This is a genomic window from Nonomuraea sp. NPDC050451 (genome assembly GCF_044458585.1).
The window spans coordinates 325790-344926 of the sequence record NZ_JBITHZ010000010.1; the positions used below are offsets into that span (position 1 = coordinate 325790).

A 19137-nucleotide genomic window follows, 5' to 3' on the forward strand; every position below is an offset into this window, starting at 1 on the left:
CTCAACCATGCCCCAGCTCCCCTCCGGTTTCCTCTGGGGTGCGGCGACCGCGCCGCACCAGGTGGAAGGCAACAACGTCAACAGCGACTGGTGGGCCCTCGAACAGCAGATGCCCGGCATGCAGCGCAGCGGCGACGCGGTCGACAGCTACCACCGCTTCGCCGAGGACATGCGCCTGCTGGCCGAGGCCGGGCTCAACGCCTACCGCTTCGGCATCGAGTGGGCCCGCATCGAGCCGATTCCGGGGGAGTTCTCCCGAGCCGAGCTGGCCCACTACCGCCGGATGATCGACACGGCCCTCGACCTGGGCCTCATCCCCGTCGTCACCCTGCACCACTTCACGAACCCGCGCTGGTTCAGCTGGCTCGCCGACGACGCCGTCCAGCGGTTCCAGACCTACGTACGGGAGGCCGCGAGCATCCTCGACGGCGTCGAGTGGGTGTGCACGATCAACGAGCCCAACATGCTCGCCCTCATGATCGGGATGGCCCGGGACGCGCAGGCCACCCAGCGGTCGACCGAGGAGTGGATGAGCCCCACCGTCGAGGGCGCCGCACGGCCGGTGCTCCCCGACCCCGACCCGAAGATCGGCGAGCGGCTGGCCGAGGCGCACCACGCGGCCCGCGCGATCCTGAAGCAGCACACCGGGGCGGCCGTCGGCTGGACGGTGGCCTGCCAGGCGCTCACCGCGACCCCGGGCAACGAGGACAAGCTGCGCGAGGTGCGGTATGTCCGTGAGGACCTCTACCTGGAGGCGGCCCGCGGCGACGACTTCATCGGCGTGCAGTCGTACTCCAGCCAGGCCGTCGACGAGAACGGCGTCGTCCCGCACCCGCAGCACCCGGACAACACGATGACCGGCAACGCCTACCGGCCCGACGCGCTCGGCATCGCCGTCCGGCACGCCTGGGAGACGACCGGCCGCACGCCGATCCTCGTCACCGAGAACGGCATCGCCACCCCGGACGACACGCGGCGGATCGCCTACACCTCCGAGGCGCTCGGCCACCTGTTCGCCGCCATGGACGACGGCATCGACGTGCGCGGCTACCTCCACTGGACCGCGCTGGACAACTTCGAGTGGGGCCACTGGGAGCCGACCTTCGGCCTCATCGCCGTCGACCGCACGACGTTCGAGCGCCACCCCAAGCCGAGCCTGGCCTGGCTGGGCGACGTCGCCCGCCGGGGAGAGATCTGATGCTGAAGCCGCGCTCCACCCCCACCCGCGAGCTGGTCAATCTCGACGGGCTCTGGCGGTTCGCCCTCGACGGCGGCCCCGGGCCGCTCGACACCACGCTGGAGGCGGCGGTCCCGGCCAGCTACAACGACCTGTTCACCGACAGCGCGATCCGCGACCACGTGGGCTGGGCCTGGTACCAGCGGCAGGTACGGGTGCCGCGCGGCTGGGCCGGCGAGCGCGTCGTCCTGCGCGTCGACGCCGCCACCCACCGGGGCCGGGTCTACGTCGACGACGTCCTGGTGGCCGAGCACGTGGGCGGCTACACGCCCTTCGAGGCCGACGTCACCGAGCACGTACGCGCCGGGCAGGAGTTCCGCCTCACCATCGGGGTGAACAACGAGCTGACCGACACGACGATCCCGCCCGGCACGATCACCGTCACCGCCGACGGGCGGCGCCGGCAGACGTACCTGCACGACTTCTACAACTACGCGGGCCTGGCCCGCTCGGTGTGGCTCTACAGCCGCCCCGCCGTCCACGTCGAGGACATCACCATCGTCACCGCCATGGACGGGACGGTGGAGTACTCGGTGCGGACCAGCGCGCCCGCCCCGGTCCGCGTCCGCGTGCTGGACGCCACCGGCACGCAGGTCGCCACGGCCGACGGCGCGAACGGCAGCCTGCGCATCGAGGGCGTGCGCCTGTGGCGGCCCGGCGCGGCCTACCTCTACGACCTGGTCGCCGAGGTCCTGGACGGCGAGCAGGTCGTCGACAGCTACACCGAGCCGTTCGGCGTGCGGACGGTGGAGGTGCGCGGCACGCGGTTCCTCATCAACGGCGAGCCGTTCTACTTCACCGGCTTCGGCAAGCACGAGGACTCCCCGGTGCGCGGCAAGGGCCACGACAACGCCTACCTCGTGCACGACTTCCAGCTCATGGACTGGATCGGCGCCAACTCCTTCCGCACCTCGCACTACCCGTACGCGGAAGAGGTGATGGAGTTCGCCGACCGGCACGGCATCGTCGTCATCGACGAGACCGCGGCCGTGGGCCTCAACCTCGCCGTCGCGTCCGGGCTCACCGGCGCCCCGCCCCGGCCCACCTTCTCGCCGGACACGTTCGGCGAGGCCACCCGCGAGGCGCACGCCCAGGCGATCCGCGAGCTGGTCGCCCGCGACAAGAACCATCCCAGCGTCGTCATGTGGTGCATCGCCAACGAGCCGGCCTCCAACGAGGAGGGCGCGCGCGAGTACTTCGAGCCGCTGGTGGAGCTCACCCGCAAGCTCGACCCCACCCGCCCGGTGAGCTACGCGGCCGTGCTCTTCGCCACGCACGAGAACGACCGCATCGCCGACCTCTTCGACGTGCTGTGCATCAACCGCTACTACGGCTGGTACGTCGCCACCGGCGACCTCGCCACGGCCGAGACCTACCTGGAGCACGACCTGCGCGGCTGGGCCGACAGGTTCGGCAAGCCGATCATGATGAGCGAGTACGGCGCCGACACCCTGCCCGGCCTGCACTCGGTGTGGGACACGCCGTGGACCGAGGAGTACCAGCAGGCCTACCTCGAGATGAACCACCGCGTGTTCGACCGGATCGAGGCGTTCGTCGGCGAGCACGTGTGGAACTTCGCCGACTTCCAGACCTCCCACGGCATCCACCGCGTGGACGGCAACAAGAAGGGCGTCTTCACCCGCGACCGCCGGCCCAAGGCCGCCGCCCACGCGCTGCGGGCCCGCTGGAGGTCGCTGGCCGGTCGCAAACCGTAGTCACTCCAGGGCGAGACGCACCGGGCCGCCCGCGGGGTCGGCGCCCGTCACGAGGGAGAAGGGGACGCGGAAGACCCGGCCGGGGGCGGCGGGCCACGGGAGCCGGGTGCGGCCGAGGACGCGTCCGTCCTGGAGGGCGGTGACCCGTGGAACCGTCCGGAAGGCGTCCGTCCACAGCAGGAGCCTGCCGCGGGAGGGCGGTGGCCCGCCGGGGCGGACGAGCTGCGGCGCGACCCAGCGCAGGGGCGCCTCGACCATCATCGGCACGCCGCCCACGGGGGCGGGATCCCCGGCCAGGTGCCGCAGGACGGCCGAGGCCACGTGGCGGCCGTCGAGCGCGGCGACGTCGGCGGTGTCGACCGGGTGCAGGAGGTTCCCGGCCGCGAACACCCCGGGCAGGCTCGTCGCCAGGGAGGTGTCCACGCGCGGCCCGAGCGTGGCCGCGTCCATCTCCAGGCCGCCGGTACGGGCCAGCTCGTGGTCGGGGATCCAGTCGCCGGTGGTGATCACCGTGTCGCAGGGGACGCGGCGGCGCCTGCCGGTGGCGAGGTCCTCGATGTCGACCGAGGTCACGCGGCCCCGCCCGTTGATGGCGACGACCCGGGTCCGGGCCCGGACGAGCACGCCGAAGGCCAGCCGTCCCGGGAGGTGGAAGGCCGTATAGGCTTCGGGCCGGTCGTACTCGCTGGTCATCAGCACCGTGCGGCAGCCCGCCTCCCGCAGGGTCAGGACCGCCGACCAGCTGACCAGCTCGGCGCCGACGACCACGGCGCGCCGCCCGACCTCGCGGTGGTGCAGGTGGACGAGGTTCTGCAGCTGGCCGGTGGTGTAGACGCCGTCGGGACGGTCGCCGGGGATGAGCCGGGCCGGGCGGGGCCGCTCCCGGGCGCCGGTCGCCAGGACCACCGCCTCGGCCCGGACGAGGCGGCGGCCGTTCGGCGAGGTCACCTCCAGGGTCCGCGGTCCGGCCCAGCCGGTGACCATGGCCTCGGTCTCCAGCCGGGCGCCGGCGTCGCGGGCGTGGCGGGTCAGCCGGCGCGCGTACGCGGGCCCGGAGATGAATCTGCGCAGGTCGCGGAGGCCGTAGCCGGGGTGGTCGCTGTGCCGGGGGATGCCGCCGGTCTCCGGCTCGCGCTCCAGGACCAGGACGTCGCCGTCCACGGCCGGGGCCAGCGTGGCGGCGGCGGTGAGCCCGGCCGGGCCCCCGCCGATCACGGCCACCCGTACCCGCTCGGTCATTGCCTGCCCCCTTCGAAGATCTCGCGTACCTGGGCTCCGCAGTAGAAGCCCTGGCAGCGTCCGTTCATGGCTCTGGTACGGCGGCGCAGGCCCTCCAGCCCGGCGGGCGGGATCACCGACGCCAGGGCGTCGCGGATCTCTCCCTTCGTCACCCGCTCGCAGAAGCACACGACCCTGCCGTACTCGGGGTCGGCGGCGATCGCTCATCTGGGCCGAGGAGCGCCCCCCGACCCCTTCGGCCAGGGAGGCGCTCGACCTGGCCGGCGACGAGACCGTGCACGCCCTGCACCGGCTGCGCTTCGCCGACGACGAGCCGATCGCGCTGGAGACCACCTACTTCCCCAGCGCCCTCACGCCCGGACTCCTGGAGCGGCCCCTCACCGGCTCGCTCTGGCACATCCTGCGTGCCCACTACGGCGTCGTGCCGGCCGACGCCTCCGCCGTCATCGAGGCCATCGTCATCGACGACGCCTCCTGCGCCCGGCTGCGGGTCCGCAGCGCCTCCAGCGGGATCCTCCTGACCCGCCGCACCTACACGGCCGAGGGGCGCTGCGTCGAGTTCGCGCGCGACGTGTACCGGGCCGATCGCGCGTCGTTCAAGGTGGAGGCGCGGATCCCGGTACCCGTCGAAGGCGCTTGAACGCGCGTCAGGCGGTGTCGCCGCCGTCGGCCAGCAGCGTGCTGCCGGTCATGAAGACGGACAGGTCCGACGCGCAGAACAGCACGACGCGCGCGATGTCGTCGGGGACGCCGACCCGGCCGATCGGGCCGTTCAGCATGAGGTCGGTCGGCGGGAGGTCGGCCATCGCGGCCGCCGCCATCATGTTGCCCTCTGTGGGGACGTAGCTCGGCGCCACGCCGAGCACGCGGATGCCCAGCGGGGCAAGTTCGAGGGCCAGCTCGCGCGTGAGACCGCGTGCGGCGTGCTTCGAACCGACGTAGGCGGCCAGGCCCGGCGCGCTCCCGCGGAAACCCGCGGTCGAGATGATGTTCACGATGACACCGCCCGTGTCCGCCGCTGACATCCGCCGCGCCGCCTCACGCGCGCCGACGAAGACGCCGCGGGCGTTCACCGCGAACACCGCGTCCCACGTCTCGTCGCTCATCTCCAGCAGCGGGACGCTCGGGAAGATCCCGGCATTGTTCACCCAGATCTCCAGTCCGCCGAGCTCGGCGACCGCGAGGTCGGCCGCCGCGGCCACGGACGCCGCGTCGGTGACGTCCATGGCGGCGCCCACCGCGCGTACGCCGTGGCGTTCGGCGAGCTGCTCGGCGGCGGTCACGGCGAGCTTTTCGTCGATGTCGCCGATCAGCAGGTCGGCGCCCGCCTCGGCCAGGCGGAGCGCGATCGCCCTGCCCAGCCCGCGACCGCCGCCGGTCACGACCGCACGCCGCCCTCGCAGGGAAACGAGCTCGGCCAGGGACTTGCCCGACACATCGGCAATGGACATGAACGCTCTCCTTCTGTTGTTCAGGAAATTCAGGAAATTCAGGAAATGGGGCGGCGCCGGGTGAAACGGCCCGGGCCGGTGTGGAACGTGCTGCCGTCCGGGAAGCGGATCCGCGCCTCGGAGCCCCCGGGAACATCGACCGAGATGGTCAGGTGATCGTCCTCGACGCGCCAGTCGACGGCGATCCGTCCCCGCGGGCCGTCGAAGGTGCCCGTGGCCCAGGTGATCGCCTCGTCGATCACCGGCGCGACCACGAAGGACTCCCAGCCGGCCGAGCCCGGCGCCTGCCGCAGGCCGAGGGTGTGGGTGTGCAGGAAGCGGATGACCGCGCCCTTGCTGTAGTGGTTGAGCGACGCCGTGGCCGTGCCGTCCTCGGACACCCCGTCCCAGTCCTCCCAGATGGTCGTCGCGCCCCGGTCGAGCATGCCCAGCCACGAGGGGGACGACCGCTGGTACAGCACCCGGTAGGCGACGTCGGGACGGCCGGAGTCGGCCAGGACGGGGAGCAGGTCCGCCGTCGAGAGGAAGCCCGTGCCGAGGTGCCCGCCGGCCGCGTCGATCAGGCCGACGAGGTGCCGGGCCGCCTGCTCGCGCAGGTCCTCGGGCACGAGCTCGAAGGCCAGGGCGCGCACGTAGCTCGCCTGCGTGCCGGCCTTCGTCCGGCCCTCGGCGTCCAGGAACTCCGTCTGCCACGCCCGGCGTACCCGCTCCGCCGTCTCGCGGTAGCGGGCCGCCTCGCCGGCGTGACCCAGCACGTCCGCGACGTCGGCGAGGGTACGGACGGAGCGGAACAGGTACGCGGTGCCCACCTCGCCCTTGTCCGCCATGTACCACGCCATGGGATCGCTCATCACGGGATCGACGAGGGACCCGTCCGCCGCGCGTCTCTTCGGCTCCAGCCATTCGCCCCAGTGGAAGGAGCCGTCCCAGACGAACTCCTCGTGCGCGAGCGGCTCGGCCGAACGTTCGACGCGGGAGGGATGCCGGGCGTCGCGCGCGGTCGCCAGCGCCCACTCCACCCACCGCCGCATCGCCGGCCAGTTCTCGGCGAGGGCGGCCGTGTCCCCGTAGGTTGTGTAGAGCACCCACGGGACGAGGACGATCGCGTCGCCCCACCCAGCCGAGCCGGTGATCCCGTTCGCCATCGGCTCGTCGTGGACCTTCAGCCGGTTGGCGTCGGGCGAGGAGTTCACCACGCGGCCGTCGTCCAGCTGGTCGTCGCGGACGGAGCGCAGCCACTTGCGGCTGAAGCCGTCGACGTCGTACAGGCGCGCCGCGGTCGGCGCGAAGATCTGGTAGTCGCCCGTCCAGCCCAGGCGCTCGCGCGTGGGGCAGTCCGTCGGGACGTCCACGGCGTTGCCGCGAAAGCTCCAGCGCGCCACCTCGTGCAGCCGGTTGAGGTCGTCGTCGCTGCAGGCGAACGTCGCCGTCGGGCGCAGATCGGTGTGCACGACCTGCATGGTCACGCTCGCCGGGTCCACGGCGCGGGAGAGGCGTGCGTAGCGGAAGCCGTGCACGGTGTGCCGGGGCTCGAACACCTCGCCGGGCCGTCCTGAGGAGACGACCTCGTCGCGCTGCGCGAACGGGATCGCGGCCTCGCCCGGTCTCTGGCTGTCCAGATGCGTCGTGGTCAGGTCACCGGCCGGATCCAGGTGCTCGCCGTAGTCGATCACGGTACGGGTGCCGGCCGGGCCCAGGTCGGCGAGGGCGATCCAGCCGGACGCGTTCTGGCCGAAGTCCACGATCCACGCGCCGTCGTTGTGCCGGGTCACCGAACGCGGGGCGATCCGTTCGACCCGGCGCACCGGCGGGGCCGGTGACCAGCTGATCGGCGGCGCGGTGACCGCGTCGACCAGGACGGGCCGGGCGGCGCCGGGCGGGGCCGTGAAGTCGGTCGTCTGGCCGTTCATCAGGTCGGCCGCGAGGATGGTGCCGCGGCGCGAGGTCCAGTCCGCGCCCGTGACGGCGACCGCCTCGGTGCCGTCGGCGTAGCGGACGTGGAGCTGGAGCCGGGCCGCGGTGGTCGTGCCCCACGAGTCGCGCCTGCGCCAGGTGCCGACGCTGCCCCGGTACCAGCCGTCCGACAGCAGGATCTCCAGGTCGTTGACGCCGCCGCGCAGCAGCGCCGTGACGTCCGCGGCCTGGGCGTACAGCGTGTCCCCGTACGAGGTGGAGCCCGGCGCCAGCTCCGCCGCACCCACCCGGGTGCCGTTGACGAACGCCTCGTAGACGCCGAGGGCGGTGGCGTAGAGCCGGGCCTGGGCGATGTCGCCGCGCAGGTCAGCGCTGCCTGCCAGGACGTAGGCCGGGCGGGAGCCATCGCCGTCCTCCTGCGGGGAGATCCAGCGCGCCGACCAGTCCCGCTCCAGCAGGCCCGACTCGAACGCGTGCCAGGACGACCAGTCCGAGCACCGCCCGCCGCGACGGGTGCGGACCCGCCAGGACACGGACTGCCGGCTGCGCAGCGGCGGCAGCGGCCACTCGACGAACAGGTGCCGGGCGGAGACGACGTCCTCCACGCTTCGCTCGACGCCGTCCACGCGGAGCTGGAGGTCGTAGCCGTCCTGGCCGCTCCACGTCCGCGGCAGCTTCCAGGACAGCGGCGGCCGCTCCTCGGCGACCGGGAACTGGTCACCCCCACTGGCGATCCGCAGGTCGTACGGCGCGTGCTCGCTCCTCCTCATCGCACCGACCGCACCCGGGTGAACACCAGCGACCCGCCGATGAGCGCCAGCACCGCACCGGTGAGGTAGAGCAGCGTGTAGTTCTTGTCGCCGCCGCTCGCGCCGATGCCGATGACGAACGGGGCGATGAGCGGCGCGATCGCGCTCGGGAGCTTGTGGGCGAACGACACCACGGCCATGTACCGCCCGGCCTCCTCCCGGCTCGGCAGCACCGCGAGCACGATCGCCTGGTCGACCGCGCTGAAGAACGCGATCGCGAGCTGCATCAGCACCGACCCGATCATCAGCATCGGGAAGGAGTACGCGAAGGCCTCCACCAGCGCGCCCGCGACGAAGAACAGCGCGCCGACGAGGGCGAACAGCTTGCGCCGCCGCAGCTTGTCCGACAGGAAGCCGCCGCCGATCGCGCCGAGGGCCGCCGCGGCGACGCCGAGGATCCCGATGAGGGCGGCCGCTCCGGCGACCTCCCGCACCGGCACGTCCAGGCGCTGGGCGTAGAAGAACGTGGTGAACGTCGTGTTGAAGTACAGCCCCATGAAGAACATCAGGCGCCCCAGCCAGTTCCAGCCGAAGTCGGGGTACTTGCGGGGGTTGAACACGTAGCTGGACGCCAGCGTCCGCACCGACACGGGCGTCGTGTGGACGGCGCCGCGCGTGTCGTCCTCCTTGCCCACGACGAGGAAGACGCCCAGCAGCACCGCGCCGACCACGCCGGGCAGGACGAAGACGAGGAACGTGTTGCCCGTCACGGCGGTGGTGATCCCGATGCCGACGATGGGGGCGATCTGGCCGGTCAGCCCGGTGAGGCCGCCGATCTTGCCGCGCTGGGCCTCGGGGATGCGGTCGGCCTGCACGTTGAGGATCGCCTGCGAGGCGGTCGCCCAGCCCAGCATCGCGAGGATCCAGCCGGCTCCCACGAGCAGCAGGCTCGGCGCGACCGCGATGCCGACCAGCGCCGCCAGGCCCAGGACCAGGCCGGCGAGCAGGAACGGGCGGCGGCGGCCGAGGCGGCTGCGGGTGCGATCGCTCCAGACGCCGAGCAGGGGACTGAGCACGAGGTAGATGGTCTGGGCGGTGCCCGTGACGTACCCGAGCACCTCCTCGTGCCCGGGGGCGAGCTCGTCGATCCGCACCGCCAGCGAGAAGGACAGCGGGACCACGAAGGCCATGGAGATGCCGAAGTTGGCGGCCATCATCCAGAAGATGTAGCTCGCACTGGCCCCCGGCAGATCGCCGGAGGTCCGGGTGTCGAGCGGTCCGAGAGAGGGGGGAGTGGCCATGAACACCCTTCCCAAAGCAGTCAGGGCCGAAAGTGCAGCTCATTACTTAAGCGCATCAGTAACCTACCGTTGGCCGCCGCACAGCTGGCAAGACGTCTTCCCGTAACAAGTACGCAACGGAGACCCGGTCACACAGGTGGCCGGCAATCTCCTACGATGCCGACATGAGACGCCAAGCGAAGCGGGTCACCAGCGCCGACGTCGCCCGAGCAGCCGGCGTCTCCGCCGCGACCGTGAGCTACGTGCTCAACGACACCCCGGGGCAGTCGATCCCCGAAGAGACCAGGCGCCGCGTCCTGGACGCGGTCAAGCAGCTCGACTACCGCCCGCGCGGCTCGGCCCGCTCCCTGGCCGCGGGGCGCAGCGACGTCGTCCTGCTGTCCATCCCGCACCTGTCGATCGGCCCCGGCATCAACCGCTTCGTCGAGCAGTTCGCCACCTCCCTGGCCCACGCCGGCCTGACCCTGGTCACCCACCTGGCCGGAGCGCCGGGGCGGCCGCTGCCCGACGTCTGCGCGGCGATCGACGCCTCGGTGGTCGCCAGTCTCGACCCGCTCGACGACGAGACCGCGCAGGCCCTGCGCCGGGCGGGCGCGGACCTCGTCTTCACCACCGAGGTCGAGGCCCATCCCACCATGCGGCTCATGGGACGCCTCCAGGCCGAGCACCTCATCGCCCTGGGCCATCGGCGCCTCGGCTACGCCATGCCCGAGCACCCGCTGCTCCGCAAGATCGCCGACGACCGGCTGGCCGGGGTCGCCGAGGCCTGCGCGCACGCCGGCATCGACCCGCCGACGGCACTCGACCCCAAGCTCGACGCCGCCGCCATGGCCCGCGCCGCGAGGCGCTGGCGCAGGGAGTCCGTGACCGCCGTGTGCGCGTACAACGACGAGGTCGCGATCGCCCTCCTGATGGGCATGCGCCGCGCCGGGCTCACCGCCCCCGGCGATCTGGCGGTCATCGGCACCGACGACATCCCCCTCGCTCAAGCGGCCGACCCGCCGCTCAGCACGATCGCCTTCGACCTGGAGAAGGTGGGCCGCTCCCTGGCCGACGCGGTCGTGGCGAACCTGTCCGGCCGCAAGCCGCGCCTGACGCCGGCCTCGTTGTCCCCGCACGTCATTCAACGCGCCTCCACCTGAAACCTCCGGGAGCGCCGCGCTCGCGCCGATCTTCGCTTACTGTGCATCTCGGGGGAAACGCTGCGGGAGAATGTCCGGGCCGGCGCGTACGGAAGCGCGGCGTACCGGGGGAAAACACGGAGGATGACGTCGGGGATGAGCACGCAGACGCACGAGAATCTCGGCCCTTACCGGGTGATCGGGAAGATCGGCGAGGGTGGCATGGGGGTGGCCCACCTCGGTCTCGACGGCGCGGGCCGCGAGGTCGCGATCAAGGTGCTGCACCCGCACGTGGCCGCCGATCTCAAGTCGCGTGACCGGCTGTTCCGCGAGGTGGAGACGATGCGGCGGGTGCGCAGCCGGTACGTCGCCGAGGTGATCGACGCCGAGCTGGCGGGCAACCGGCCCTACGTGGTGACCCGCTTCGCCGCCGGCCGCACGCTGGAGGACACCGTGCTGGCCGACGGTCCGCTGGAGGCGCACGAGGTCATCAGGCTCGCCCAAGGGCTGTGCCAGGCGCTGGTGGACATCCACGCGGCCGACGTGATCCATCGGGACCTCAAGCCGGCCAACGTCATGCTCGTCGACGGCGAGCCGCTGGTCATCGACTTCGGCATCGCGCATCTGGTCAACGCGGCCCGGCTGACGCAGACCGGGATGTTCGTCGGCACGCCGGGCTACCTGGCGCCGGAGATCATCCGTGACTCGCAGATCTCGCAGGCGGTCGACGTCCACGCGCTGGCCTCGACGGTGTTCTTCGCGGCCACCGGGCTGCCGCCGTTCGGGACGGGGACGTTCGAGGCGATCTGCTTCAACACCATGGAGGGGCGGGCGCAGATCGACAAGGCGCCGAAGTGGCTGCGAGCCTGGCTGAGCCGGGCGATGCAGGTCGATCCGGCGGCGCGGCCCGGCGCGGCGGAGCTGCTGCGGATGGCCAGGGCGCTCGATCCGGCGGGCCGCCCCGACGGGACCAAGCGGCTCGCAAGCGGCACGCTGACCATGGACATCGTCTCCGACCTGCTCCCGCCGGTCCAATACGCCCCGAGCCGCCAGGAGGAGCAGCCGCCGCCCTACGTGCCCGCCCCGGCGCCGACCCTCCAGGCCGACCGGCCCAAGGAGCCCCGCCCGGCCCCGCCTCCCGCGGAACCTTTCGAGCTAAAGCGGTTCCTGGCCGGCAGCGGGTTCGTCGGGGTGCTGGTGCTCGTGACGCTGGTGGCGGCGACCGTGGTCATGCCGGTCGCTGTGGGTCTGGTGGCGGCGGCCCTCTCGCTGGCGTTGCGCGCCGGCGATCACTACTTCGCCGAGACCCGGCAGCCGTTCGGCAGGGCCGCGCTCGTCGCGGTGGGCCACCTGTTCCTGTCGCTGGCGTTCGGCATCGTCGTCGCGAGCCTCCTGCACTTGTCCGGCCGGTTGAGCGCCAGCCAGGCGGAGTCCCTGGCCGCCGGCGCGTTCACGCTGGGGCTGTTCGTGCTGCCCGGCGCGGGCGTGGTGCGGCAGGTCGCCTCGCGCACCCTCGCCCGCCTCCTGCCCGGCCGCAACGCGACCGTGGTGACGGTGGCCGTGATGGGGCCGGTCGCGCTGACCTCGGTGATCGTGGCCCTGGTCCAGGGGCTGTAGGGCGCGGACCGCTCAGCGGCGGTCGCAGAGGGCGCGGTCGATCAGGTCGCCCGCCGCCTTCTCCTGCTCCAGCGACCCCGGGACGTCGTCGGAGGTCCCTGACCAGACGGTACGGCTCAGCCCCGAATCGGACCGGCACTCGAGTACTCCTTTTTGAGTACTCGCGCTTGCGCCGGACAGGCTACTCGTGTTTGAGTACTCATATGCGAGCAACACGCCTCTTCATTCTCGGCGCCCTGGCCGACGGCGGACCCATGCACGGGCACAAGATCCGGGCCGCCGCGCAGATGGACCGGGTCGAGCTGTGGGCGGACGTCAAGCCCGGCTCGTTGTACGGCGCGCTGCGCCGGATGGCGGACGAAGGCGTCGTCGAGGTGGTCCGCACCGAGCAGGAGGGCAACCTGCCCGCCCGCACGGTGTACGGCATCACCGGCAAGGGCCGGACCGAGCTGGTCTCGCTGATCAGGTCCGTCCTCGAGGACACGAAGTTCCGGCCGGACCCGATCCAGCTGGTGCTCCTGCACAGCGGCGAGATCGGCCCCGACGAGCTGCGCACGGCCGTCCAGCGGCGGCGTGACGCCTACGCCACGCAGCTCGACTTCTGGCGCAACCTGCGCGCCGAGGCCGAGCCGTACCTGACCAGGCTCGAGGCCGTCGCCTTCGACTACACCCTGATGCAGCTCGAGATGGAGCTGACCTGGCACGACCGCCTGCTCGCGGAACTCCAGAACACCGCCGGGCAGCGCTGACGCGCCCGCTACCAGAAAGGTGAGACTCATGGCCCCTCGGCGTTTGCGCGTCGCCGTGATCGGCGGCGGGATCGGCGGGCTCTGCCTGGCGCAGGGCCTGAAGCGAGCCGGCGTCGACGTCACCGTGTACGAACGGGACGTCACGGCCGACTCGCGGCTCCAGGGCTTCCGGCTGAACATCGAGCCGGCCGGGAGCGTCGCCCTGCACGCCTGCTTACCGCCCGCCCTGTGGGAGGTGCTGGTGGCCACCGCGGGTGACCCGGGGCCCGGGATCAGCTTCCTCGACGAGCGGATGCGCACGCTCGTCCGCATCGGCCAGGACGGCCGGGATCATGACCCGCTGGATCCCGCGACCGGCCGGCACGCGGTCAGCCGCATCACCCTGCGCAGGCTGCTGCTGGCCGGCCTGGACGACGTCGTCCGCTTCGGCAAGGAGTTCACCGGCTTCGCCCGGGCGGACGACGGGACGGTCACGGCGAAGTTCGCCGACGGCACCACCGCGACCGCCGACGTGCTCGTCGCGGCCGACGGCGCCAACTCCCGGGTTTGGGCGCAGCTCCATCCCGCGGCCGGCCGCACCACGCTGCCGGCGACGGCGGTCGCCGGCAAGCTCTTCCTCACCGAGGAGAACCGGCGATGGCTGCCGGAGCGGCTGCTCGCCGGCATGAACGTCTTCTGGCCACCCCAGGACTTCCTGTTCACCGCGATCTTCCGCAGGCGCGAGGACCCGGCGGCGATCACCGCGAGGCTCGGCGACCAGGTGCGCGCGCTCGGGCTGGAGCCGGAGCGGCTGCTGGCCGACGCGCACGACGACGACTACGTGCTGTGGGCGTTCATCGCGCACCGGGACTCCCTCCCGGCGGACTTCACACCGGAAGCCCAGGCCGACCCGGCCGCGGTGCGGGCGATGCTGGCCCGGCGGACCGCCGGCTGGCATCCCGACCTGCGCCGGCTGCTCGCCGACTCGACCCCGGACACCCTCTACCGGACGGAGTTCAGCGCCGCCGAACCACTCCAGCCGTGGGAGACGGGCAACGTCACCGGGCTCGGGGACGCCGTCCACCACATGCCGCCGGTCGGCGGGCTCGGCGGCAACACGGCGCTGCGCGACGCGCACCGGCTCTGCGCCGCGCTCACCGCGGCCGACCGCGACGAGCAGCCGTTGCCGCAGGCGTTGCGCGCCTACGAGGCGGACATGCTGCGCGACGGGTTCGACACCGTTCGCGAGGTCGTCCGCAACACCGAGGCCGCGCTCGTCCGCAGCCCGCTGAAGCGGTCGGCGACCCGGTGGTTCTTCCGCGCCTGCGGAGCCGTCCCGCCCCTCGGCCGGGCGGTGTTCGGGGAGCGGTGAGGTGCTTTACACCATGGACAACATCACGTCACGTTGTTACGTTCGAGGGCAGTTGACAGCGGTGTCAATCCTTGTCCCCCCACGAGGAGCGGAGATCGTTGATGGTGTCACGACGCAGTTTCCTCCGGGCGAACGGCGTGGTCCTCGCGGCGGGCGGTCTCGGCCTCACCCTCCAGGACCCCGCCGCCGCGCGAACCCTCCCCAGCCTCCTGCCGAACTTCGGCCGTCCCACCCACCTCGACTTCGCCGACCTCACCACCCTCCACGGCGATGACCAGCTGCTCCTGACCACCCTCCAGGGCGTGGTCAACCGTCGCCGGCCGCGCCTCTACTTCAACTACGACGCCGCCGGGCACGACCAGCGCTGGCTGTCCAGCACCGGCGCGGCGGTCACCCGCCACGACCGCCCCCTCGACCTGGTCGCCCGCTACCGCGCCGAGGTGCGCGGCGCGATCCTGCACGACCCGGACGTCCCCGACTCCGTCAACGTCGCCACCACCTTGGCCGGCCTGGAGGACGCCGTCGCCGCCACCGCCGAGCAGGCCGCCGCGCACGGCCTGCGCACCGTCGTGGACCTGCGTGGCCGCTTCGACCCCGCCGACGTCCTGGCCACGTACCGCTGGCAGCTCGACCAGCTGTTCCCCCGCTGCACCCACGCACTGCTCGCCGGTCTCCCGCCCACCAGGACCGTGCGGGTGGACGGGGTGCAGTGGCGCGAGCTCGCGCGGGAGAGCGAGCGGGTCCGCGACTCCTCCAACCGGGCGGTGCGCACGTTCGACCTGAGCCAGGAGCTGCCGACCGCCCAGGACGGCGTCTACCTGCGCTTCCAGGACTCGCTCGGCGACGACGGCTGGGGCGCGTCGGTGGGCTCGGTGAAGGTGACCGCGGACGGGACGCAGATCGCGGCGTTCATCCCCGGCACGGACGCGGAGGCCCCGTACCTCTTCGACGGCCTCAACTCCGCCATCGGCGGCGACAGCAACCGCTTCGCCGACGGCGGCAACTACTTCGTCTACCGCTTCACCGCCCCGGCCGGCGCCCGGCAACTGCTCGTCGAGGTGGACCTGTGGAACCAGTACCTGGTCACCGCCACCACGACCGCGCCCACCCGGGTCGAGCCGTTCCCCTACTTCCGTGACTACGCGGTGGCCACCCGGGCCATGGTCTTCTGGCTGCCGCCCAGCGGCGGCACCGGTGAACTGCTCGACGAGATCTTCGGCCGGGTCGAGCCCGCCACGCCGTACGCGGGCTGGTTCTCCAACGACGTGGCGGGCGAGTGGGGCGGCGTCGACCGGGCCTCACAGCACGGCGTCGAGGTGGTCCCCGCCGACTACTACATGAACGCCACCGTCCACGCCGGGGTCTCCGCCAGGATCTCCGACCGGGTACGCCCGCGACCGCCGGCCCGGTTACGCGATCGCGTCTATCTCACGCTCACGGTCGGCGAGGGCGACAACATCCAGTACTGCCAGCGCCGGATGCGCGAGATCTGGGACGACCCCAAGCGCGGCGGCGTGCCGGTCAACTGGACGGTCAGCCCGCTGCTGGCCGACATCGGGCCCGCGCTGCTGGCGTACTACCAGCGCACGGCCACCGCCAACGACCTGCTCATCGCCGGCCCGTCCGGTGCCGGCTACACCTACCCCGGGTCCTGGCCGGGGGCGGCGCTGGCCGCGTACACGCAGCTCAGCGGCCGCTTCCTGCGCCGCACCGGCATGGATCTCGTCTACGCCTACAACCAACGCAAGCCCGAGGGCGACGGCTGGGTGGCCTTCGACGAGCGCATCGTCGCCGCCTACCGGCGCGACACCCCGGTGCGCGGCATCATCCAGTCGTGGGAGACCGGCGACCTGCTGATCCACCCGGGGGGCCTGCCCGTGATCGGGAACTTCTCGCCGCAGGGCAAGGCACAGGAGTACCGGGACACGCTGGTACGGCGGATCGAGGGATGGGACGGGGGCGCGCCGCTGTTCATCGCCGGCGCGGTCAACGCCTGGAACTGGACGCCGGCCGACATCGCCGAGCTCGCGGGCCTCCTGGGGGATCCGTTCGAGATCGTCCGCGGCGACACGTTCTTCGCGCTGCTGCGCGAGCATCTGTCGGCCTGAAACTTTCAGAGTCCCAAAAGCGTTTCCCCACGTCCGTAGCAGCCTCCCGCCGACGTTCATTGACACGGTCGTGGCAGATCATCACCGTACTCGGTGTTAAGGTTCACATTTTTTCGGGCTCCCCCTCATACGGAGAATGCGGATGCACTTACGAGGATTACGCAGGGGCCTCATCGCCGGGGTCTTGGCCGTCTGCATGGCCGGCGCCGCGGTGGCGAGCACGATCACGGCGCACGCCGCCGCGGCCGGCTGCCAGGTCACCTACACCGTGGGCTCGCAGTGGTCCGGCGGCTTCAGCGCCAACGTCGCGATCAAGAACCTCGGTGATCCACTCACGAGCTGGACCCTGCGCTGGAGCTTCGGCGCCTCGCAGACGGTCAGCCAGGCCTGGAACGCCGTCGTGACGCAGAGCGGCAGTGCGGTGACCGCCGCCAACGCCGGCTGGAACGGCTCCCTGGCGACGAACGGCAGCACCTCGTTCGGGTTCAACGGCACGTGGAACAACTCCACCAATCCGGTGCCGGCCAGCTTCACCCTCAACGGCGTCACCTGCACGGGCAGCGTGCCCCCCACCCCCACAGTGACCCCGACCGTTACCCCGACCGTGACCCCGACCTCGGGCCCGCCGCCGTCGCGGACCGTGCGCGTCTACTGGCTCAAGCCTTCGGACGTGGCCTACGACCAGCGCTACCCGGACGGCATCGCGAAGGTCATGCAGGAGGCGCAGCGCTTCTTCAAGCAGCAGCTGGGCAAGACGTTCACGCTGAACAACCCGGTCGTCGAGGTCGTCAACGGCGACCAGCCGCGGACCTGGTACGAGAACACGCCGAACTGCGGCGAGAAGTACTGGTGGACGGTCTGCAACATGCAGGCCGAGCTGCGCCGTAAGCTCGGTCTCGGCGCGCCGGACAGCCGCTGGGTCAACGTCGGCGAGATCAGCGCCGAAGGCGACGGCGCCGGTGGCGGCGGCGGCAACGGATGGGTGATCCTCAGCGGCCACGACGCCGACGGCGCCGCGGGAATCAACGGCGCGATGAACCGCTGGTACGGCGGCATGGTGCACGAGCTCGGCCACGCGTTCGGCCTGCCCGACGCCACCTCCACCGACGGGACGTGCATGTCGGCGTCCTTCTACTCCTACCCGAACTGCACCTTCAACCAGACACAGAAGAACGGCATGCTGAACGGCCCCTACGGCAGCTTCCTCACCTGACCAGGGATCGGGCGGCGTGATCAGCGATCACGCCGCCCGACGACAGGCAGGCGAGCCGATGCTGACGTGGATCGAGGCCACGGCGTGTGGCGCGGCCGGTGGACTGATCGCCGAGGCCGTCGTCACCTTCGCCCCCGCTGCTGGCGGCCGGTGGTCTGACCGCCGCGGGAGGTGACGCGGTGGTGCTCGAAGCGTCGTCCCCCGACGGCCGGGCCACGTTGCTGGTGCGGGCATCGACGCCCCGTCGGACCTGCGTTGCCGGGCCTGGGCGCCGCTTCCGCGCGTCGTGCGCGCGGCACGCCCGAAGGAGGGGACCAGTCCCCGCGCGCCCGTCCTGGTCACCGGCGTGGGATGGCCGGAGATCAGGAAGCGGGCTGCGGCGAGTCGGATGATCAGGTCGTTGGCCCCGGCCATGAGGGACCTATGGCCCTGGGGCGGCGAGGCCGCGCGTGGTGCGATGGGGGAGAGGGGAGACCGACATGATCATTGCAGGTGTCGACGGATCGCGGGCGTCGTGCGCCGCGGTGGCTTGGGCGGTGGATGACGCGAAGCGCAGGCACGAGCCCCTGCGCATCGTGCACGCCGTGAACCGCGATTCGTACCATTTTTCGAGGTTCCACGCTTCTCCCGAGCAGGACGTGCTCGACCGCATGGCGCAGACGATGGTGACCGAGGCGGCCGAGCTGGCGGGCGAGCGCCAGCTGGACGTCGAGGTGTCGACCGAGGTCGTCGAGGGGCCCGTGGCGGTGGCGCTGCGCGAGCAGGCCAAGGACGCGACCGAGATCGTCATCGGCAGCCGGGGGCTGGGCGGGTTCGAGGGGGCCCTGCTCGGCTCAGTGAGCCTGCACGTGGCCGGTCAGGCGCACTGCCCGGTGGTCGTGGTGCGGCCCGAGCAGGAGTCCGTACGCGGTGAGGTGGTGGTCGGCGTCGACGACTCGCCGGAGTGCGAGCCCGCGCTCGAGTTCGCCTTCCGCCAGGCCGAGCTGCGCGGTACCCCGTTGCGCGCGGTCCACGCCTGGCAGGAGCCGGTGCAGTTGTACGCTCCGCAGGTCAACTACGACCCCGACGACGTCACCGCGGCCGCCAACCAGGCCGTCGCCGCCAGGATCGCCCGGTTCCGGGAGGCGTACCCAAGGGTGGAGGTGATCGAGGACGTGCGGCGCGCCCACCCGGTCGATGCCCTGGTGGCCGCCTCGGCCAAGGCCGCGCTGGTGGTGGTCGGCTCGCACGGGCGCGGAGTCATCCGCTCGGCGCTGCTGGGCTCGGTCAGCCACGGGGTGCTCCATCACGCCCGCTGCGCCGTGGCCGTGGTGCGATAGCACCCGCGGCCGCCCTCGTCGCGGGCTCGGGCGCGCTCGAGATGGGGACCAAT

The 19137-nt window shown here is 72.2% G+C and carries 15 protein-coding genes; 10 read left to right on the top strand and 5 right to left on the bottom strand.

Features of this window, described 5'->3' with window-relative positions:
* Positions 1-7 precede the first annotated feature (7 nt).
* Both ACIBI9_RS30130 and uidA read left to right on the top strand, forming a co-directional pair.
* The gene (locus tag ACIBI9_RS30130) at positions 8-1198 is read left to right on the top strand and encodes a family 1 glycosylhydrolase (RefSeq protein WP_397226631.1); all 1191 of its coding nucleotides are present in this window, start codon (positions 8-10) and stop codon (positions 1196-1198) included.
* On the top strand, positions 1198-2952 hold the full coding sequence (gene uidA, locus ACIBI9_RS30135; RefSeq protein WP_397226632.1) for a beta-glucuronidase: 1755 nt from the start codon (positions 1198-1200) through the stop codon (positions 2950-2952). Before ACIBI9_RS30130 ends, uidA begins: the two co-directional genes overlap by 1 nt.
* Here the strand turns inward: uidA and ACIBI9_RS30140 are convergent, their stop codons facing one another.
* Both ACIBI9_RS30140 and ACIBI9_RS30145 read right to left on the bottom strand, forming a co-directional pair.
* Positions 2953-4191: an NAD(P)/FAD-dependent oxidoreductase gene (locus ACIBI9_RS30140; protein WP_397226634.1), complete on the bottom strand. Its 1239-nt coding sequence runs from the start codon at positions 4189-4191 to the stop codon at positions 2953-2955.
* Positions 4188-4361: a (2Fe-2S)-binding protein gene (locus ACIBI9_RS30145; protein WP_397226698.1), complete on the bottom strand. Its 174-nt coding sequence runs from the start codon at positions 4359-4361 to the stop codon at positions 4188-4190. The genes ACIBI9_RS30140 and ACIBI9_RS30145 overlap by 4 nt, the downstream gene beginning before the upstream one ends.
* Before the next feature lie 86 nt (positions 4362-4447).
* Here ACIBI9_RS30145 and ACIBI9_RS30150 point away from each other — a divergent pair, with 86 nt between their 5' ends.
* Complete coding sequence (locus ACIBI9_RS30150) at positions 4448-4831, top strand: GntR family transcriptional regulator (protein WP_397226700.1); 384 nt, start codon at positions 4448-4450, stop codon at positions 4829-4831.
* Positions 4832-4838: 7 nt separating this feature from the next.
* Here ACIBI9_RS30150 and ACIBI9_RS30155 read toward each other — a convergent pair whose 3' ends face one another.
* From ACIBI9_RS30155 to ACIBI9_RS30165, 3 genes are read right to left on the bottom strand one after another with little or no spacing between them, the layout of a single operon-like run.
* Positions 4839-5642, bottom strand: a complete 804-nt coding sequence (locus tag ACIBI9_RS30155; RefSeq protein ID WP_397226636.1) for an SDR family NAD(P)-dependent oxidoreductase — start codon at positions 5640-5642, stop codon at positions 4839-4841.
* Between the two features lie 38 nt (positions 5643-5680).
* Positions 5681-8326: a family 78 glycoside hydrolase catalytic domain gene (locus ACIBI9_RS30160; RefSeq protein WP_397226638.1), complete on the bottom strand. Its 2646-nt coding sequence runs from the start codon at positions 8324-8326 to the stop codon at positions 5681-5683.
* On the bottom strand, positions 8323-9606 hold the full coding sequence (locus tag ACIBI9_RS30165) for an MFS transporter (protein WP_397226639.1): 1284 nt from the start codon (positions 9604-9606) through the stop codon (positions 8323-8325). Before ACIBI9_RS30165 ends, ACIBI9_RS30160 begins: the two co-directional genes overlap by 4 nt.
* Positions 9607-9770: 164 nt before the next feature.
* Here ACIBI9_RS30165 and ACIBI9_RS30170 point away from each other — a divergent pair, with 164 nt between their 5' ends.
* The 7 genes from ACIBI9_RS30170 (at position 9771) to ACIBI9_RS30200 (ending at position 19084) form a co-directional block, all read left to right on the top strand.
* Positions 9771-10748: a LacI family DNA-binding transcriptional regulator gene (locus ACIBI9_RS30170; protein WP_397226641.1), complete on the top strand. Its 978-nt coding sequence runs from the start codon at positions 9771-9773 to the stop codon at positions 10746-10748.
* 135 nt (positions 10749-10883) lie between these two features.
* The gene (locus ACIBI9_RS30175; protein WP_397226643.1) at positions 10884-12344 is read left to right on the top strand and encodes a serine/threonine-protein kinase; all 1461 of its coding nucleotides are present in this window, start codon (positions 10884-10886) and stop codon (positions 12342-12344) included.
* A gap of 203 nt (positions 12345-12547) precedes the next feature.
* Positions 12548-13093, top strand: a complete 546-nt coding sequence (locus ACIBI9_RS30180; protein ID WP_397226645.1) for a PadR family transcriptional regulator — start codon at positions 12548-12550, stop codon at positions 13091-13093.
* Positions 13094-13121: 28 nt separating this feature from the next.
* Complete coding sequence (locus tag ACIBI9_RS30185) at positions 13122-14444, top strand: FAD-dependent oxidoreductase (protein WP_397226647.1); 1323 nt, start codon at positions 13122-13124, stop codon at positions 14442-14444.
* 101 nt (positions 14445-14545) lie between these two features.
* Positions 14546-16552, top strand: coding sequence for a GxGYxYP domain-containing protein (locus tag ACIBI9_RS30190; protein WP_397226649.1), 2007 nt, complete (start codon positions 14546-14548; stop codon positions 16550-16552).
* Between the two features lie 142 nt (positions 16553-16694).
* Positions 16695-17765, top strand: coding sequence for a cellulose-binding domain-containing protein (locus ACIBI9_RS30195; protein WP_397226651.1), 1071 nt, complete (start codon positions 16695-16697; stop codon positions 17763-17765).
* Positions 17766-18244: 479 nt separating this feature from the next.
* Positions 18245-19084, top strand: a complete 840-nt coding sequence (locus tag ACIBI9_RS30200) for a universal stress protein (RefSeq protein ID WP_397226653.1) — start codon at positions 18245-18247, stop codon at positions 19082-19084.
* The last annotated feature ends 53 nt before the right edge of the window (positions 19085-19137 follow it).

What these genes read in the sequence shown, in the direction of transcription:
- uidA (WP_397226632.1), top strand. Translation starts at nt 1,198, where the DNA reads ATGCTGAAGCCGCGCTCCACCCCCACCCGCGAGCTGGTCAATCTCGAC.
- ACIBI9_RS30165 (WP_397226639.1), bottom strand. Translation starts at nt 9,606, where the DNA reads ATGGCCACTCCCCCCTCTCTCGGACCGCTCGACACCCGGACCTCCGGC.
- ACIBI9_RS30175 (WP_397226643.1), top strand. Translation starts at nt 10,884, where the DNA reads ATGAGCACGCAGACGCACGAGAATCTCGGCCCTTACCGGGTGATCGGG.
- ACIBI9_RS30155 (WP_397226636.1), bottom strand. Translation starts at nt 5,642, where the DNA reads ATGTCCATTGCCGATGTGTCGGGCAAGTCCCTGGCCGAGCTCGTTTCC.
- ACIBI9_RS30160 (WP_397226638.1), bottom strand. Translation starts at nt 8,326, where the DNA reads ATGAGGAGGAGCGAGCACGCGCCGTACGACCTGCGGATCGCCAGTGGG.
- ACIBI9_RS30180 (WP_397226645.1), top strand. Translation starts at nt 12,548, where the DNA reads ATGCGAGCAACACGCCTCTTCATTCTCGGCGCCCTGGCCGACGGCGGA.
- ACIBI9_RS30190 (WP_397226649.1), top strand. Translation starts at nt 14,546, where the DNA reads ATGGTGTCACGACGCAGTTTCCTCCGGGCGAACGGCGTGGTCCTCGCG.
- ACIBI9_RS30140 (WP_397226634.1), bottom strand. Translation starts at nt 4,191, where the DNA reads ATGACCGAGCGGGTACGGGTGGCCGTGATCGGCGGGGGCCCGGCCGGG.
- ACIBI9_RS30130 (WP_397226631.1), top strand. Translation starts at nt 8, where the DNA reads ATGCCCCAGCTCCCCTCCGGTTTCCTCTGGGGTGCGGCGACCGCGCCG.
- ACIBI9_RS30195 (WP_397226651.1), top strand. Translation starts at nt 16,695, where the DNA reads ATGCACTTACGAGGATTACGCAGGGGCCTCATCGCCGGGGTCTTGGCC.
- ACIBI9_RS30200 (WP_397226653.1), top strand. Translation starts at nt 18,245, where the DNA reads ATGATCATTGCAGGTGTCGACGGATCGCGGGCGTCGTGCGCCGCGGTG.
- ACIBI9_RS30170 (WP_397226641.1), top strand. Translation starts at nt 9,771, where the DNA reads ATGAGACGCCAAGCGAAGCGGGTCACCAGCGCCGACGTCGCCCGAGCA.
- ACIBI9_RS30185 (WP_397226647.1), top strand. Translation starts at nt 13,122, where the DNA reads ATGGCCCCTCGGCGTTTGCGCGTCGCCGTGATCGGCGGCGGGATCGGC.